This is a genomic window from Brucella sp. BE17, assembly GCF_039545455.1.
In the GTDB taxonomy this organism is placed as follows: domain Bacteria; phylum Pseudomonadota; class Alphaproteobacteria; order Rhizobiales; family Rhizobiaceae; genus Brucella.
In genome coordinates, this window is the sequence record NZ_CP154467.1 from 1,105,808 (window position 1) to 1,122,556 (window position 16,749).

Sequence of the window (16,749 nt, forward strand, 5' to 3'; positions counted from 1 at the left end):
TCGAGAAAAAACCGGGCGCGGACACGCCCGGCACAAAACGGGAGAGTCGCCTCAGCGACGGGTTTCCAGAGGAATCACATTATGCAGATTCTCGTCCTTGGTGGCGAGAAAGCGCTTGATATTGCGCGCGGCCTGACGAATGCGATGCTCGTTTTCGACCAGCGCGATACGCACATAGTCGTCGCCGTGCTCGCCAAAGCCGACACCGGGAGCGACTGCCACATCGGCCATTTCAACCAGCAGCTTGGAGAATTCCAGCGATCCGAGCGTTTTAAAGCGTTCGGGAATCGGAACCCATGCGAACATGGTTGCGGCAGGCGCAGGCACTTCCCAGCCCGCACGACCAAAGCTTTCGACCAGAACGTCGCGGCGCTGCTTATAGACATTGCGCACATAGGTGATGTCTGACCCATCGCCATTGAGTGCTGCGGTCGCCGCCACCTGAATGGGCGTGAATGCGCCATAATCGAGATAGGATTTTACGCGTGTCAAGGCAGCGATCAGCCGTTCATTGCCGACAGCAAAGCCCATGCGCCAACCCGGCATCGAGAAGGTCTTGGACATGGAGGTGAATTCCACCGTAACGTCCATGGCACCGGGTACTTCCAGTACCGATGGCGGTGGGTTTCCGTCGAAATAAATCTCCGAATAAGCCAGATCTGACAGGATAATCAGATCGTTCTTGCGCGCAAACGCCACCACGTCCTTGTAGAAATCGAGGCTCGCCACATAGGCCGTCGGATTGGACGGGAAATTAAGGATCAAGGCTATCGGATTAGGGATAGAATGCCTGACCGCCCGTTCCAGCGCGCGGATGAAGTTCTCGTCGGGCTTTGCAGGAATGGAGCGGATCACGCCCCCCGACATGATGAAGCCGAAGGAGTGGATCGGATAGGTCGGATCGGGGCACAGTACCACGTCACCGGGCGCAGTGATGGCCTGCGCCATGTTCGCAAAGCCTTCCTTGGAGCCGAGCGTTGCCACAACCTGGGTATCGGGATTGAGTTTTACACCGAACCGGCGCGCATAATATTGCGCCTGCGCGCGCCTCAAACCCGGAATACCTTTCGACGCTGAATAGCGATGCGCACGCGGGTCCTGAACGGCTTCGCAGAGCTTGTCGACAATGTTCTGCGATGTCGGCAGATCGGGGTTACCCATGCCAAGGTCGATGATGTCGGCTCCCGCCGCTCGCGCCGATGCCTTCAAGCGATTAACCTGTTCAAAGACATAAGGGGGCAAACGACGGACTTTATGGAATTCTTCCGACATGATCCTGTTCCAGTGGAGGGTTGAACATAATGGCGCATCTGCGCCGTGTTGAGGAGCTATACACCTGTTATCGAATCGGGTCGAGACTTCTGAACCGTGCAAAAGACCGGCTTTTTCGTTTTAAGGGTAATTTTATAGTAAAGAGTTGGAAAACCGGTTCAATCTTCGCCAGCTTCAATCTGGCGCAGCGTCGCGTCCGCCTCATCCTGCGCCTGCTTGCGCAAGGCAGCCGCCTGTGCGGGCGTGACACCCCCGCCGGAGCTTCGTGTGGCGGCAAGACGTGTGCGATCCGAATCAAGCCGTTGGGTCAGGCTCTCTTTTTCTTCCGGAGAAATCTGAACAGTTGCAGCCTTAGGCATGCGTCCAAAGGTCGGATATGTATCCGTGCGCAAAGCACCTTCCTGAGGCGCGCCCTGAAATTCACTGCCACCGGCGCACGCGGTAAGCATCGCCGCGGCCGCAACTGCCAGCATGAGATGAGCGATCTGCCGCGCACGATTGTTCATTGTCTTGATCCCGGTTTCTGCCACTAGAGCGTGTTTCGGTCCAATTGCATCAGACCTGCGCCCTAATTTCTTTTGTTTTAAGCAAAATCTTGTCGGTCCTCGTTTCACCGCAATCGGATTATGCTTTAACGCCGCGCAAACCGCGACAAAGTTCAATTGTGAAGGGATAGCATCAACTGGAGCCTGCATGTCAACAAGCGAATGCTCCAACCAGCGCATTTCGACGCGTTGCCGCTCTTTTCGGAATGCAATATAAATGAAAATTGCAACAAGTAACATTTCGTTACTCGGAAACAATCAATAAGCAAATGGTACGTTATTTGATAATAAAGCATGAAAATGCACTTCAATAGTTGCACCACGCGCATAAAAAACCTAAAAATTGCCTACCAGTTACCACCCGGGTAATCTGGGGCAATGCCGAGATTGCTTGACGAACATGGGCAATCACTCCGCAAAGCATTGATATTATACAATATATTTCCCGATATCGACATCGGGATCTGTGAGAAAAACCAGATTTATGAGTGGTTTGATCTCATGGGGGAGAATCGATCTCCCGAAACCATGCGGACAGGACGGGTCCTGTTTGCGCCATTGGCCAGGGAAATCGAGTCGGAGCGAACTATTGAAATTAATATCTTCTACACACCGGTCAGCCGGCAGATTTCTTTCAGGCAGCGTCGCCCTAATGGCGTTGGTGCTGGCATCCTGTAATTCCACAGGTACCGCGAGCAATGGCCAGAGTGTGCAGTTGTCGGCGAATAATAATGGATCGCTGCTGGCGGATACGCTACAAAGCGCTGCCGACCAGGCGGTTGCAGCGGAAGCCGGACAAACGGCCAAGGCCGAAGACAATTTAACTGACGGCACGGCGAGTGAAGCCAAGAATGGCAACGCGCAGCAGGCACCAGTCGAAGCCAACACCGCCTCAAACAGCGTTGCCAGTGCCGACGAGACCCAGCCTGGCGCAGAAGCGACGCAGGTCGCTGCGGCATCGCCCCCAGAAAAGAAGTCAACATCGCTGTTGGGTTTTCTGGGAGGTTCCGGCCCTGCGAAAACAACGCAAGCTGAACCCAGCCAGACGTCAGCCACGCCAATCAAGACCGAGGCCGGAACAACACAGACCGCGCAGAATGAGGCCGTCACTCAGACAGAACAGCCGGAAAAACCGGCACAGGCAACCTCTCTTTTCGGCACGCCGAAGACCGCAAGTGCTTTTGCCACACCGCAGCGACCAACCGCCTCGCAGGGCAGTATTGCCCGCCTCTTTTCTGAAGATTCAGGCAATGGCCGTTCCGACCGGGCCGAAAACAAGAAACTTGCCGTTGTCAAAGCAGTCTCCCCTGCCGCCAAGCACAATTACAGTTATGCGCTTCCCGGTGTCCGCGCGAATGCCGGCTTTGAGATCAAGCATCGAAACAGCCTTGCCGATGACAGTGACGTTGATGCGAATGAGTACGACGAATTTCCCGGAGTAACGTTGGCTTCTGCTCCCGGCCTTGCCAGATTGGCACCAAATGGTCTCAAGGTGCAACGCGAAACGGTCGATGTCGCCTGCCTCAAGCCACAGCTCGTCACGATGCTTCGAACCATTGAGCGCCACTTCCGCCGTCCGGTCGTTGTAACCTCCGGCTATCGCAGCCCGAACTACAACCGCAAGGTCAACGGCGCACGCAAATCGCTGCATATGATCTGTGCCGCCGCCGATATTCAAGTCGAAGGCGTCTCCAAATGGGAACTGGCTCGCTATGCACGCTCCATGCGGGGACGTGGTGGTGTGGGCACCTATTGTCATACGAAATCCGTGCATGTGGATGTCGGCCCGGATCGCGACTGGAACTGGCGCTGCAAGCGCTGAGCGGTACCGCTTTATCAACAGATGAAAAAAGCCGGACCGAATTGATCCGGCTTTTTTTGTTATTTTAATCAAAGGCATAGTTTGTGCTTCGTGTTGTTTTTCAGGCAATTGTTGCGAATGCTGTGTTTTTTTTCAGAAAAGTGATTTTAGGGGGTTGCGTACCCGAACCTTCCTGAATATAAGCCCACTCACACCAGCAACAGGCGCCCATCGTCTAGCGGTTAGGACAGCGCCCTTTCACGGCGCAGACAGGGGTTCGATTCCCCTTGGGCGTACCACTTGCTGGTTTTTCATTTTTCTTAAAGTAATATCACTCAGGCCTTTGGGCCGGTCTTCATCGACATTCTCATTCCTTCTCACTAGCGTCCTATTTTGCAACAACCTTAGCCAATCATTTACCCTTTTGCGCCCTTACCGGTAAACTTCGCTGAATAGCCATTATCGCATCATAATCCCGGCTCATTCGACCCCGAAATTTCCATCGAGATTTTTACATGCCCAAGATGGATACGATAATGACCAGCGAAACCAGAACGACCCTCACCTTCCTCAGCGCCGGGCTTGTTGCAACCGCCATGGTGCTCGGTGCCGATCTGAACTGGACCGACCTCGTCAAAGCATTTTTCTAAGCTCAAAGATTTTGACTTGCGTCCATATATTGGACGAACAGCCATTTCCTCTATCTGTCCGAATCTGCTTTTTCTTTTTGCGTTATCTGACGCAAAACTATTTCACCCTTTTGCTGGAAATGCTCTAAAGACGCATGTTTTTTCAAACGCCCCTCATTTCCGGCCGGCTGGAACGCCGTTACAAGCGCTTTCTGGCCGATGTCACACTCGATGACGGTCACTTCATTACCGCTTCCGTACCCAATACCGGTTCGATGTTGGGCTTGAGCACACCCGGTGCCCGTGTCTGGCTGAGCAAGTCCGATGCTCCCCACCGCAAATATATCCATACATTGCAGATTGTTGAAGCCGACGGAACGCTCGTGGGTGTCAACACGGGCCTGCCCAACCGTATCGCTGAGGAGGCCATTCTAAAAGGTCTCATTCCTAGCCTTGATGGCTATGCCAGCCTGCGGCGCGAGCAGAAATACGGCGTCAACTCACGGATAGATATCCTGCTCGACGATGGCCCGCTTCCACGTGCCTATGTCGAAGTGAAAAATGTGCATTTCACCCGCACGAAGGGCTTGGCCGAGTTTCCCGATACGGTCACTGCACGCGGCACAAAACATCTCAATGAACTCATTGATGTGGTTAGCGCTGGCTATCGCGGCGTGATGCTGTTTATTATCCAGAGAAACGATTGCAGTAAATTCAGCATCTGCGGCGATCTCGACCCAACCTATGCACGCGCATTCGAACGCGCGCTCACAGCGGGGGTTGAGGCTTGGGCCATTCGATGCCAAATAACGCATAACAGCATCGACGCCACGCAACTGGTGCCTATTGGATAGACAGAGACGGATCGAGTAATGGTAACCTATATCGAAGCCACAAGCGCGCCCGTGAAATACACCGGCCAGATCAAGCTTTACGGCCCTGAAGGCTTTGAAGCCATGCGCAAAGTGTGCAACCTCACCGCACGTTGCCTCGACGCCCTCAACGATATTATCAAACCGGGCGTCACCACCAATGAAATCGATCGTTTCGTTTTTGAATTCGGCATGGATAACGGCGCTTTTGCAGCGACGCTAAACTATCGTGGCTATACCAAATCGTCCTGCACATCGATAAATCATGTCGTCTGCCATGGGATCCCCAATGACAAGCCGCTGCGCGAAGGCGATATCGTCAATGTGGACGTAACCTATCTATTGGACGGCTGGCATGGCGATTCGAGCCGCATGTATGCGGTCGGTGAAATCAAGCGAGCTGCCGAACGCCTGCTGGAAGTAACCTATGAAAGCCTGTTGCTGGGCATCGCCGCAGTGAAGCCGGGGGTCAAGACCGGTGCCATTGGCGCGGCCATCCAGACCTTTGCCGAGGGCGAGCGTTGCTCCGTGGTGCGTGATTTCTGCGGCCATGGCGTCGGTCAGCTTTTTCACGATACGCCCAATATTCTCCATTATGGGTCGCCCAATGACGGCGTGGAAATAAAGGAAGGCATGATCTTCACCATCGAGCCGATGATCAATCTGGGCAAGCCGCAGGTAAAGGTTTTGTCCGATGGCTGGACGGCGGTCACCCGTGATCGTTCGCTGACGGCGCAATACGAACATACGGTTGGCGTTACCAAAGATGGCTGCGAGATTTTCACGCTTTCGCCCGCCAATGCCTTCGGTCCTGTGTCGATGCGCTGATAAACTTATATCTGTCTGATCTGTTTTGCGGGGTGTGAACAGAATGACGAAGAAACCGCGCCAACCGGGAGACCTTCAAGCTCCCGGTTTCAACGATACGATGCAGCTTACGCCGAAGCTGGAAAAGCCGCACCATCTGGGCCACCGCGACCGTCTGAAGCAACGCTTCCGGGCCGCGCCCGATACGCTTGCCGATTATGAATTGCTCGAACTCCTGCTTTTCCGCGTTATACCGCGCGCCGATACCAAGCCACTTGCAAAATCGCTGCTCACCCGGTTCGGATCATTTGCCGAAGTCCTGGGCGCACCGGAAAAGCTGATCGCGGAATTGCCGGGCGCTGGCCCTTCAGTGGCGATGGATCTGAAAATTGCTGAAGCAGTTGCCAAGCGAAGCGCCCGTAGTCAGGTGATGCAGCGCGAGGTTCTGGGGTCGTGGAACAAGGTGATAGAATATTGCACCGCGGCAATGGCCTATGAGACACGCGAACAGTTCCGCATCCTTTTTCTCGACAAGAAGAACCGCCTGATAGCTGACGAGGTGCAGCAGCAAGGCACGGTCGATCACACCCCGGTCTATCCGCGCGAAGTGGTGCGACGTGCTCTGGAGCTCTCTGCCACTGCAATCATTCTCGTCCACAATCACCCTTCCGGCGACCCGACGCCATCGCGCGCCGATATCGAGATGACACGCATGCTGGTGGAGGCTGCAAAGGCGCTTAATATCGCGGTACACGACCATGTCATCGTCGGGCGAGACGGGTGCACCAGCTTTCGCGGGCTGAAGCTGATTTGAATGCATTGCATTTGAGTCAAAGCCATTTATTTACCGCCTGTTAACGCTAAAACCACACAGCGCAGGAAACCGGGCGAATTTGCTTCAAATTTTCCGGTTTTGGACACATTCACACATCATCACAAGCACGCAACGCAGCCTGCACCCAAGGCGCGATGTATGAATCAAGCAGTATCGAACGCAAAATACTTTTGCTGGAAATGCTCAGGAGTTGAGTAAATGATGTTGAAGCGTTCTTATCTTTCAGCGACGCTGACAGTCGCGATCGCGGGCCTGGCTGCCCCGACATTCGCCGCCGATATAATGGATAATGGAGGCGATTATTCTTATAATGAACCTGTCGCTTCAGGCCCCCATGACTGGTCCGGTAATTATGTCGGCGCGCAGATCGGTGCATCCTCGTCCAAGGTGCCAGGACCTTTCACGAACCGCGCTGGCGTGCTCGGCGGCGTTGTGGCAGGCAAGAACCTGCAAAGCGGCAATTTCGTCATGGGTGTGGAAGCGGAAGCCAATTTCGCCGAAGCAGAACACCGCATCGGTCGCGGCGGCAGTCTGCAGCAGTCATGGAACACCAATGCCAAGGCCAAGGCTGGCTACGCTTTCGACAAAACGCTCGTTTACGGAACGGCTGGTTATGGCGTGACACGCTTTAAAGCCAAGGACAACACCACCTCCGCTCCCGGATGGGAAGGCGGCTTCCTGATCGGCGCAGGCGTCGAACAGGCAATCTCCGGTCCAGTTTCGTTGAAGGCAGAATATGATTTCCAGCGCTTTAACGATGTGAAGTCCGAGGTCAATGGCATATCGCAACGCAATGACCTCAAGAACCATGCTATCAAGGCAGGCGTGAACTACAAGTTCTGAAAAACCCGATCTGACAAAGAAATGGGGACCTGTTGGTCCCCATTTTTATCAGTCTTTTGACGCACGTCGCGCATTGTCGCCATCAAAACCGTGCCGCCAGTAAGCAACGACGAGCTGTTGCTCCTTGGGGATATTACGTTCCTTTCGCATATAGGTGCGGATAGTGCGGAAGGCTTTGAATTCACAAGCCGCCCAGACGTAAATATCCTCTTCGCCCTCAGGCAGTTCCACAGTGCAAACCGCATCCTGCAAAAGCGTGGTCGTCCCCGCTTCCGCACCGTTGCGATGCAGCCATTTCAGATCAACATCGGCGCGTGAAACGAGCTCCTGCTCTTCCGACGCATCACCGATCTCAATCCGCACCACCGCCTTTACCCCTTGGGCAAGATTTGCCAGAATACGGCCAATTGCCGGAAGCGCTGTTTCGTCGCCCGCCAGCAGGCACCATTTTGCCGTGATGGCGTTGCCTCCGCCGCCCGGACCGGTCATGCCGACAATATCACCCGGCTTTGTGCTCAATGCCCAGCCTGAACCCGGCGCATCGCTATCGTCACCGTGAACGACCATGTCGATGTCCACGAAGCCGGCTTCAGGATCAATATTGCGGATCGTATAGACGCGCGTCGAAAGTTTTGCGTCTCCTTCCGGCCAGACGGGGCGTCCATCCTCACCCATGAGCGGCCATTCCGGCTTTGCCAGTCCCTTGGGCGGAAACAGAAGGCGGATATGCAATCCGCCCTGTGAAAAGCGCAGGAGATTATCGCCCTTGAGCCTTACGCGACGCATATGCGGCGTGACGTTCGAGACGGATACAACCTGCATTTCGCGGAAATAGGGAAGCGGTCCACCCGATGCACCATCGCCGTTCCAGACGATCTTCGGCTTGACACTGCCCTTGTCGAGAAATTCCAGCACATGTTCGGCAATGGAATATTTCATATAGGCGAGGCCTACCTCGTCCTCGCTGCCGACATCGACACTGACATTGCCGTCATCCCATTTGACCTCGGCCTGACCGAAGCTCAAAACGAGCTGCGCATTATCCTCTGCACGACGCACGTCGGCATGTTCGACAAAATGATCGAGCAGCTGATTGACGACGTGACCGGCATTGTTCAGTTCAAAACGAGTATTTGCGTTGAGTGCGGGCATGGCCGTCCTCCGTTCAGACAAATTGTCAGCAAGCCTTACCCGATTATAAGATGAGGATTCAAGTCATCTTTTCAATTTGCGACCACAATAAAGCGTGACAGGCAGGGCCTGCCGCCAGGCATCGAACGAACCAAGCGGCCCGGCCTGCGCCAGCGAAAGCCGCAAAAGCTCACCGCCAAAACGTTGCTTCCAGTCGAAAAGCCGCATCTCGCTTTGCAGCGTCACCGCATTGGCGACAAGCCGCCCACCGGGCTTCAGCGCGTCCCAGCACGCTTCCAAGACACCCGAATCCGTGACGCCACCACCGATGAAAATCGCATCCGGTTGATGAAGACCTTCAAAAGCATCCGGCGCTTGCCCCATGACCAGTTCCAGCCCCGGAACACCCAGAGCCGCACGATTGTTTGCAATCAAGCCCTGTCGCCCTTCATGTGCCTCAATGGCAATGGCGCGGCAGGATGGATGCATGCGCATCCACTCAATACCAATCGAGCCGCAGCCCGCGCCCACATCCCAGAGCAGTTCTCCCGGCAAGGGGGCGAGCCGCGACAGCGTCACCGCACGTATGTCGCGCTTGGTCAGTTGCCCGTCATTTTCAAAGGCTTCATCCGGCAATCCCACCACTGGCGAAAGGACCATTGCATCCGGGCCAGCGATACATTCGACGGCTACGATATTCAGCGCCGCACAGCAATTCTCCGTCCAATCACAGGCAATGGCATGAAGATGCCGCTCTTGCGGTCCGCCAAGATGTTCCAAAACATCGATACGGCTGTGTTCGAAGCCACGCGCTTTAAGCGTATCGGCAATTGTTCGCGGCGTCGTGCCATCATGGCTTAGAACCAGCATCCGTTCTCCAGGCAATATATGCGGGACAAGCAGCTCGAATGGACGTCCATGTACACTCAACGAACGCACATTCTGCAAGGACCAGCCCATACGGGCGGCTGCCAGCGAGAACGAAGAAGGATGCGGAATGATCTGCATTTCTTTGGACGAAAAATGACGGCTCAAAGATGCGCCCATTCCGTAAAACATCGGATCACCGCTGGCCAGTACAACGACCCGCTTGCCCCGCTCGGCAGAGATCATAGCAAAAGCCTTATCGAAGGGCGAAGGCCATGAAATGCGTCGTGCATTGGGTGTCGCGCCTACAAGCGCGAGATGTCGTGCACCGCCAAACACAACATCGGCTGCGTTGATAGCGTCCCGCGCCATCACACCCAATCCGTCCAATCCGTCTTCGCCGATACCGATGACCTTAAGCCAGCATGTCATGCCTTTGCTCCTTTGCTGCGGTGGTAGAGTGCGGCAGCACGAAGCGCAAGTGCACCCACTTTGCGCACGCAATTTCAAGGCGTATAAGACAGTCATGTTGAATCGTCAGCCAGTGCGAACAAGCGCGGAAAATATCAACGACCGGCGCAATGCCTGTCCAGGATTATCGCGCATGGTCATGGCGCGGGACGGCGCGATTGCGCGCATAAAATTGCCACTGGGGCGGCTTACAGCCGATCAGGCATTGCGGTTGGCCGACATTGCAGCGGATTTTGCAGGCGGCGCAGTCGAGCTTTCCATCCGCAGCAATCTCCAGCTACGCGGCATTGCGCCAGAACACTGGGATCAGGCCGTCGGCGCGCTGCATGAGGCCGGGCTTGGCGCAAATGTTCCTTCCGCTGACGATATTCGAAATGTCATGGTAAGCCCCACCGCGGGCATCGACGCAGGTCAGCTTCTGGATGTATCGCCTCTGGCACGTTCATTGCTCGCCATGCTGGAAGATGAGGTTTCTTTTCATAGTCTTTCGCCCAAATTTTCGTTTCAGATCGACGGCGGCGAAAATTGCGCGATGATTTCGCATCCCGGCGATATCTGGTTCTCTGCGATGAAGGACGGCAAGCATTTCGTCTTCGGGCTTGCTTCCGCACCAGACGAGGCAACGCTCGGCAAAATCGAAGCACAAACCCTTCTTCCCTTCGTGAAGACGCTGTTGCAGCTTTCCATCGCACAGGGTTCGCCTGCGCGTATGAAATATCTGTTCCAGACCATGCCCGTTGCAAAATTCATGCGCGAACTTGCAGCACGCTTTGCCATCGAACCGCTAGAAGATTGGAAACGATCCACGCCAGACGCGTTTGCGCATTTGGGCAAGCATCGCCAAGTGGATGGAAAATACTACGTCGGCGCGACGCCACTGTTGGGCAGACTTAACGCCACTCAATTGAAAAGCATCGCAACAATCGCCAGAGACGCAAATGGTGGCGAAATCCGGCTCACGCCCTGGCAAAGCCTCCTGCTGCCCCATATCGGGGGCGATCAATGCGATGCGCTTATCCAACAATTGCATGATATGGGCCTCGCCACCGCCGTCAATAGCCCGCAAGCGCGGCTTCGGGCCTGCACCGGGACCTCTGGCTGCGCGTCGGCACGGGCTGACACGCGCAGTGATGCGCAGCATATGGCAGCACAGCTCTATGACGACACGGGCGCCGTTCACCTGACCGGCTGCGCTAAATCCTGCGCGGCTCTTGCACCCCTGCCCTATACGCTTTTGGCCACCGCACCTGGGCGCTACGATGTCTTTTTTGCTGACAAGGCTGGACCATCCCGCTTCGGGCAGCTATTGGCGTCCGATATGGCTATAGATAAAGCCGTGCGCCTTCTCAATTCACATGAGCGGAAACCATGATCGACTACATCCGCGACGGACAGGCCATTTATGACCGGTCCTTCGCCATCATCCGCGCGGAAGCGGACCTATCGCGCATTCCCGGCGATCTTGAAAAGCTGGCCGTTCGCGTCATCCATGCCTGTGGCATGGTGAATGTGGTCGATGACCTTGCTTTCTCGAAAAATGCCGGTGACGCCGGACGGCTGGCGCTTGCCAGAGGTGCGCCGATCCTCTGCGATGCGCGTATGGTCGCCGAAGGCATCACTCGTGCGCGTCTACCCGCCAACAATACGGTTATCTGCACCCTTAATGAACCGTCCGTACCGCAACTGGCGAAAAACATCGGCAATACCCGTTCGGCGGCGGCCCTCGACTTTTGGCTTCCGCATCTGGAAGGCAGCGTAGTCGCAATTGGCAACGCACCAACTGCGCTGTTCCGCCTGTTTGAGCTGCTCGATCAAGGTGCGCCAAAACCCGCGCTCATCATCGGCATGCCGGTCGGCTTTGTCGGCGCTGCGGAATCAAAGGACGAACTCATCGCAAACAGTCGTGGCGTGCCTTATGTGGTGGTGCGCGGGCGGCGCGGCGGCAGCGCCATGACGGCAGCAGCCGTCAACGCCCTTGCCTCGGAGCGCGAATAATGGCCTCTAAAGGCAGGCTTTTCGGGCTGGGCGTCGGTCCAGGTGATCCCGAGCTCATCACCATGAAGGCATTGCGGCTTTTGCAGGCAGCTCCGGTCGTCGCCTATCATGCCGCCAAGGGCAAGAAAGGAAATGCGCTCACAATCGTCGAAAACTATCTCAAGCCCGAGCAAACATTGCTGCCGCTCATCTATCCGGTGACCACTGAAAAACTGCCATCACATATGGATTATGAGGCAATCGTCTGCGATTTTTACGGCGAAATCACCGCAACCATCGCCGAGCATCTCGACCGGGGACAGGATGTTGCGGTGATTGCCGAAGGCGATCCGTTCTTTTACGGCTCCTTCATGTATATTCATGACCGGCTGGCACAGACTTATGAAACGACTGTCGTGCCGGGCATCTGCTCGATTCTTGGGGCGGCAGCAGTGCTTGGTGCGCCGCTTGTCTATCGCAACCAGACGCTGTCGGTTCTTTCAGGCGTTATGGAAAAAGAAGAACTCACGCAAAGGCTTGGCGGTTGTGAAGCCGCAGCCATCATGAAGCTTGGTAAAAATCTTGACAAGGTACGCGCCGCCCTTGCAGAACTGGGCCTGATCGAACGTGCGCTTTATATCGAACGCGCCACCATGGCCAACCAACGCATCCTGCCGCTTGGCGATGTGGATAGTGAGGATTGCCCCTATTTCTCGCTGATCCTCGTTCCGGGCGCTAAGTGGAATGGCGCATGAAGCCCGTTATCCTCACGCTCGCGCAATCGTCACTGCCGACGGCACGGCGCATCGCAGCCACACTCGATGGCGCTGACATTCTAGGTCTGCATAACCGAGTGCAGAGCGCTGATAAAAGCTTTGTCAAATTCGGCGATACCATACGCGCAGCCTATGAGGAAGGTCGACCGATCATCGCTCTATGCGCGGCCGGAATTATCATCCGCGCTCTGGCGCCGCTTTTGCAAAACAAGCGTATTGAACCGCCAGTTCTGGCCGTAGCCGAGGATGGAACTGCTGTGGTGCCGCTTCTGGGCGGGTTATCCGGCGTCAACGACATGGCGCGGCTGATTGCCAAAACCCTGGAGGTTACGCCCGCAATCACCACCTCCGGTGAGTTGCGTTTCGGTATCAATCTGCTCAACCCGCCTGCCCAATTGATCCTTGCCAACCCGGAAGACGCGAAGACCTTCACTTCCGATCTTCTGGCTGGAAGTGCGGTTCGTCTCAACGGCCAGTCACGCTGGTTGCAACATTCCAAATTATCCTTTGCCGATGATGGCAGGCTTGCGATCACCATCACGCCGGACAATCGCCCCGCGTCCCCGAATGAACTGATCTATCACCCAAAAACGGTGGCCGTGGCTGTGAACAAGCCCGTCGACAATCTGGCCGCTGCGATCACACGCGCATTGGATGATGCCGGATTGGCACAGAGTTCTCTTGCTTTGCTGCTTGCGCATGAGCGCCATTGCGCCGCCCCGCAAATCCATGAAGCGTCCAAGGCTCTAGCCGTAGATTTGCGCTTTGTGAACAATGCAGAGGATGCCACCGTCCTCGCCCGCCTTTCTGTTGAAAGTCCGGTTCGAGTGATCGAAACAGAAAATCTTACACTGGCTGTTGCCGTCACTCCCGCGGATGTGCTCCTTGTCGGGCGCAAGCGTGGGCGACTGACCGTCATCGGCCTTGGCCCCGGGTCGCGTGATCTGATGACGCCCGCCGTGCAACGGGCAATCGAGCAGGCCGACGATATTCTGGGCTATGAAACCTATGTCCGCATGGCGGGTCCGTTCCATGCCGGACAAAGCCTCCATATGACCGATAATCGCGAGGAAATGCAGCGTGCGCGCCATGCTTTTGCACTCGCAGCCGAAGGGCACTCGGTGGCGATGGTATCCTCCGGCGATCCGGGCGTTTTTGCCATGGCTGCGGCAGTCGTTGAAGCGCTACATGAGAGCGATAATCCGGCCTGGCAGGGCGTGGAGTTGACAATAGAACCCGGCATTTCAGCTGCCATGGCGGCTGCATCGCGCAGCGGCGCGCCGCTTGGTCACGATTTCTGCGTGATTTCCTTATCCGACAATCTGAAACCATGGGAAACAATCGAAAAACGGCTGATGCTTGGAGCTAAAGCCGATTTCGCCATGGCCTTCTATAACCCCATTTCCAAAGCTCGCCCGCATCAGCTTGCCCGCGCACTGGAAATACTGCGCCAACATCGCACAGAAGAGACGCCGGTTGTGCTTGGGCGCGACATCGGCAGGCCCGGCGAAAGTTCACGCGTCATGACGCTCGGAGCCTTGACGCCGGATGATGTCGACATGCGCACCGTCGTCATTATCGGCTCGTCCCACACGCAACGTTTTGAGCGTTCTGACGGTGGCGAATGGGTCTATACACCGCGCTGGTACGGCGAAAAGCCTGACAAATAAAAAGGCGGGATTACCCCGCCTTTTGAACAGCTTATCGAATTGTTTAGAATTAGTTCTTTTTGGCACGCGCTTTCTTGGGTGCCGATGTAGCAACGGGCGTGGCTCTCGCAGCAGCAGCCTCGGCTGCAACCTGATCCGCGCTCTTGGGCGATGTATCGATGACCGAACGAACGCCGCCATTGGCCGTCAGCGAGCAGACAGCTGTGCGAAGATCGACCTTCAGATCGACATCTGTGCCGCCGTTGGCACCCGGACGCGTACCAGTGGCGCTGATGGCGCGCTCAGGCAGGAAGTACTTGTTGGCGGCAGCGGTGATGCAAGGCTGCGCCAGAGCATAGTCGACGCTTCTGACCGGTGACGGGATGAATTTTGAAAACGAAGAACCTGCACCGGACACGGGAGAATCGGTGAGGCCTGGTGGGGTTGCGACAGGTGCTGTCGTCGTACAGGCGGCAGCAAGCGGGGCCAATAGGACAATTGCGAAAAAGCGGGCTCCAGCGCGGACACGTCCGTACATGATGATCTACCTCATAAGATCTGCGGGATGGCAAAATTTTATCCAGATAACTATTCGCTTTTTGGCAATTGTCGAGTGGCAGGAAGGCCACAGAGCCAGAATTTCGTATCTGTAAACTGCTAACTTCGCCTTGCCAAAACCCAGTTGAGCATTTCGCGCCAATCAGCCATGCGGATCGGCGTGCCATGATTGCCGCTCTCGAACCGGCGGAACTGCGTTGGATAGCCGGGCGCACGCTTGCGGATTTCGCGATAGAAAGCTTCTTGCCGATCGACGGCAAAAACCGGATCGCGGCTGCCATGTGCAAAGAACACGGGCACGCGCCGCTTGAAGGCAGGAGACGCGAAAAAACTGTCATCCCACAACGACCCAAGAAGAATAAGTCCAGAGAGCTGGGACCCTGCTTTTGCATTGGAGGCGACACGCCAGCACAGAGCACCACCCTGCGATCCGCAGGACAGGATCAATGGAGCCGACGGCGAGGAGGCCTTCAATGCATCAATCAGCCCGGCAATCTGCGCCTCACCGCTCGCCTCGAAGTTTCGAAAGTCTGGAGTGACGTAAAGACCGTTATTGCGGGTGGCAAGGTTTTTAACGCGATTGAAATTGCCGCCAAAGGTGAAGTCATTCATGCCCTGATGGCGGTTGCCACCGCGCCCATGCAAATAGATGACGATGAAGGATGCTCCCTCACGCTTTCCTGCCACCATGGCCTTTACGGGGCCAGCCGCAGTCTGAAACGTGACATCTCTTTGATAAGCGCGCGCGCGCAACGAGACATAGGCATCCTTGACGCGCTTTTCCGGCACGGCATCACGCCCATTGATATCGCGCATCTCGTTATAGTCGATGACCTTGTAGTCGCCACCATCGGCTTCTTTCACGACACCGGGATACTTGAAATAATCATCCTTGAACGCTGGCAACGAACCTTGGGCCGACGGGGCCTGAGAAAGCGAGGCTTGAACCGAAAACAACAGGGCTGTTGCCCAGATGATCGCACGCATGCAGCTTTTCATCTCGTCTCCCAAGCGCGTTTTTCGATCCAATTTTATCAGATCGACGCTCTAATCCATTCCAAACCCAGCATAATCCTCAATCCTCATTTCATTCTGATCGGATCATACTCTCAATAAAACCGTCAAATTTCCAGAACGTGATAGCGCCGGTTGAGATAGATAAGCGCCGAGGCTGATTTATTGGCCTGTAGCGCCATCACTTCACCAAAGATCACAAAATGGGTCTGATGATCCTCAACGCTCGTTACCCGGCAATCAAATGCCGCGAGCGCATCGACCAGAACGGGCGCTCCTGTGGCTAGTCGCTCCCACTTTGCCAGTTCAAAACGTTCGTCCTGTGTGAGCCCTATCCTGCCAGAAAAAGCATCGGCAAGCTGCTGGTGCGTTCCCGAAAGCGTATTGACGGCAAACACGCCATTCTCAAGAAACAGACGATTTGCCTCATGGGACTTCTGAAGACAAATGAGAACACTCGCCGGATTATCGGACACCGAACAGGATGCCGTCAAAGTCAGTCCGCGCCGTCCCGCGTTGCCATCGGTCGTTACGATCTGCACTGCACCGGCATAATGGCTCATCGCATCGCGGTAAGCCGCAGATTCGACCGATACCGCACTGGAAATGATGTTGTTTATCGTCTGCACGTTCGAAATGATCCGTTCCTCAAGCAACCAACGTCACATATATCACGGGCATTGCACAAAGACACGGAAACCGCTA

The 16,749-nt window shown here is 55.5% G+C and carries 17 protein-coding genes and 1 tRNA gene; 11 read left to right on the plus strand and 7 right to left on the minus strand.

Going from position 1 to position 16,749, the window contains the following annotated elements:
* Window positions 1-51: 51 nt before the first annotated feature.
* Together AAIB41_RS05415 and AAIB41_RS05420 are read right to left on the minus strand one after the other, a co-directional pair.
* Window positions 52-1,272: an LL-diaminopimelate aminotransferase gene (locus AAIB41_RS05415; protein WP_343314603.1), complete on the minus strand. Its 1,221-nt coding sequence runs from the start codon at window positions 1,270-1,272 to the stop codon at window positions 52-54.
* A 158-nt stretch (window positions 1,273-1,430) separates the two neighbouring features.
* Window positions 1,431-1,778 carry a hypothetical protein gene (locus AAIB41_RS05420; RefSeq protein WP_343314604.1) on the minus strand — a complete coding sequence of 116 codons (348 nt, stop codon included), beginning with the start codon at window positions 1,776-1,778 and terminating at the stop codon, window positions 1,431-1,433.
* Between the two features lie 417 nt (window positions 1,779-2,195).
* Here AAIB41_RS05420 and AAIB41_RS05425 point away from each other — a divergent pair, with 417 nt between their 5' ends.
* The 7 genes from AAIB41_RS05425 (at window position 2,196) to AAIB41_RS05455 (ending at window position 7,604) form a co-directional block, all read left to right on the plus strand.
* Entirely contained in the window at window positions 2,196-2,495 is a 300-nt protein-coding gene (locus tag AAIB41_RS05425; protein ID WP_343314823.1) for a hypothetical protein, read from the plus strand.
* Window positions 2,407-3,639 (plus strand): D-Ala-D-Ala carboxypeptidase family metallohydrolase, encoded by a 1,233-nt coding sequence (locus AAIB41_RS05430; RefSeq protein WP_343314605.1) that lies wholly within the window; start codon window positions 2,407-2,409, stop codon window positions 3,637-3,639. The genes AAIB41_RS05425 and AAIB41_RS05430 overlap by 89 nt, the downstream gene beginning before the upstream one ends.
* A 203-nt stretch (window positions 3,640-3,842) precedes the next feature.
* Window positions 3,843-3,917, plus strand: a tRNA-Glu gene (locus AAIB41_RS05435).
* A gap of 485 nt (window positions 3,918-4,402) precedes the next feature.
* Window positions 4,403-5,101, plus strand: a complete 699-nt coding sequence (gene sfsA / locus AAIB41_RS05440; protein ID WP_343314606.1) for a DNA/RNA nuclease SfsA — start codon at window positions 4,403-4,405, stop codon at window positions 5,099-5,101.
* Window positions 5,102-5,119: 18 nt separating this feature from the next.
* Window positions 5,120-5,947: a type I methionyl aminopeptidase gene (gene map, locus AAIB41_RS05445; protein ID WP_343314607.1), complete on the plus strand. Its 828-nt coding sequence runs from the start codon at window positions 5,120-5,122 to the stop codon at window positions 5,945-5,947.
* Between the two features lie 43 nt (window positions 5,948-5,990).
* Window positions 5,991-6,740 (plus strand): DNA repair protein RadC, encoded by a 750-nt coding sequence (gene radC, locus AAIB41_RS05450; RefSeq protein WP_343314608.1) that lies wholly within the window; start codon window positions 5,991-5,993, stop codon window positions 6,738-6,740.
* Window positions 6,741-6,962: 222 nt separating this feature from the next.
* Window positions 6,963-7,604 carry an outer membrane protein gene (locus AAIB41_RS05455; protein WP_343314671.1) on the plus strand — a complete coding sequence of 214 codons (642 nt, stop codon included), beginning with the start codon at window positions 6,963-6,965 and terminating at the stop codon, window positions 7,602-7,604.
* 48 nt (window positions 7,605-7,652) lie between these two features.
* Here the strand turns inward: AAIB41_RS05455 and AAIB41_RS05460 are convergent, their stop codons facing one another.
* Together AAIB41_RS05460 and cbiE are read right to left on the minus strand one after the other, a co-directional pair.
* Complete coding sequence (locus tag AAIB41_RS05460) at window positions 7,653-8,756, minus strand: siderophore-interacting protein (RefSeq protein ID WP_343314609.1); 1,104 nt, start codon at window positions 8,754-8,756, stop codon at window positions 7,653-7,655.
* A gap of 63 nt (window positions 8,757-8,819) precedes the next feature.
* Entirely contained in the window at window positions 8,820-10,034 is a 1,215-nt protein-coding gene (gene cbiE / locus AAIB41_RS05465) for a precorrin-6y C5,15-methyltransferase (decarboxylating) subunit CbiE (RefSeq protein ID WP_343314610.1), read from the minus strand.
* Between the two features lie 94 nt (window positions 10,035-10,128).
* Here cbiE and cobG point away from each other — a divergent pair, with 94 nt between their 5' ends.
* The 4 genes from cobG to cobJ are packed head-to-tail and all read left to right on the plus strand — an operon-like array spanning window position 10,129 to window position 14,493.
* Window positions 10,129-11,445, plus strand: coding sequence for a precorrin-3B synthase (cobG, locus tag AAIB41_RS05470; protein ID WP_343314612.1), 1,317 nt, complete (start codon window positions 10,129-10,131; stop codon window positions 11,443-11,445).
* Window positions 11,442-12,068 carry a precorrin-8X methylmutase gene (locus AAIB41_RS05475; RefSeq protein WP_343314613.1) on the plus strand — a complete coding sequence of 209 codons (627 nt, stop codon included), beginning with the start codon at window positions 11,442-11,444 and terminating at the stop codon, window positions 12,066-12,068. The genes cobG and AAIB41_RS05475 overlap by 4 nt, the downstream gene beginning before the upstream one ends.
* Window positions 12,068-12,802, plus strand: a complete 735-nt coding sequence (locus AAIB41_RS05480; protein ID WP_343314614.1) for a precorrin-2 C(20)-methyltransferase — start codon at window positions 12,068-12,070, stop codon at window positions 12,800-12,802. The genes AAIB41_RS05475 and AAIB41_RS05480 overlap by 1 nt, the downstream gene beginning before the upstream one ends.
* On the plus strand, window positions 12,799-14,493 hold the full coding sequence (gene cobJ, locus AAIB41_RS05485; protein ID WP_343314615.1) for a precorrin-3B C(17)-methyltransferase: 1,695 nt from the start codon (window positions 12,799-12,801) through the stop codon (window positions 14,491-14,493). Before AAIB41_RS05480 ends, cobJ begins: the two co-directional genes overlap by 4 nt.
* A gap of 49 nt (window positions 14,494-14,542) precedes the next feature.
* Here cobJ and AAIB41_RS05490 read toward each other — a convergent pair whose 3' ends face one another.
* From AAIB41_RS05490 to AAIB41_RS05500, 3 genes are all read right to left on the minus strand, one after another.
* Complete coding sequence (locus tag AAIB41_RS05490; protein ID WP_343314616.1) at window positions 14,543-15,010, minus strand: hypothetical protein; 468 nt, start codon at window positions 15,008-15,010, stop codon at window positions 14,543-14,545.
* Between the two features lie 119 nt (window positions 15,011-15,129).
* A complete protein-coding gene (locus AAIB41_RS05495; RefSeq protein ID WP_343314617.1) occupies window positions 15,130-16,029 on the minus strand; it encodes an alpha/beta fold hydrolase in 900 nt (299 codons plus the stop codon).
* Between the two features lie 122 nt (window positions 16,030-16,151).
* Complete coding sequence (locus AAIB41_RS05500) at window positions 16,152-16,673, minus strand: flavin reductase family protein (protein ID WP_343314618.1); 522 nt, start codon at window positions 16,671-16,673, stop codon at window positions 16,152-16,154.
* Between the last annotated feature and the right edge of the window lie 76 nt (window positions 16,674-16,749).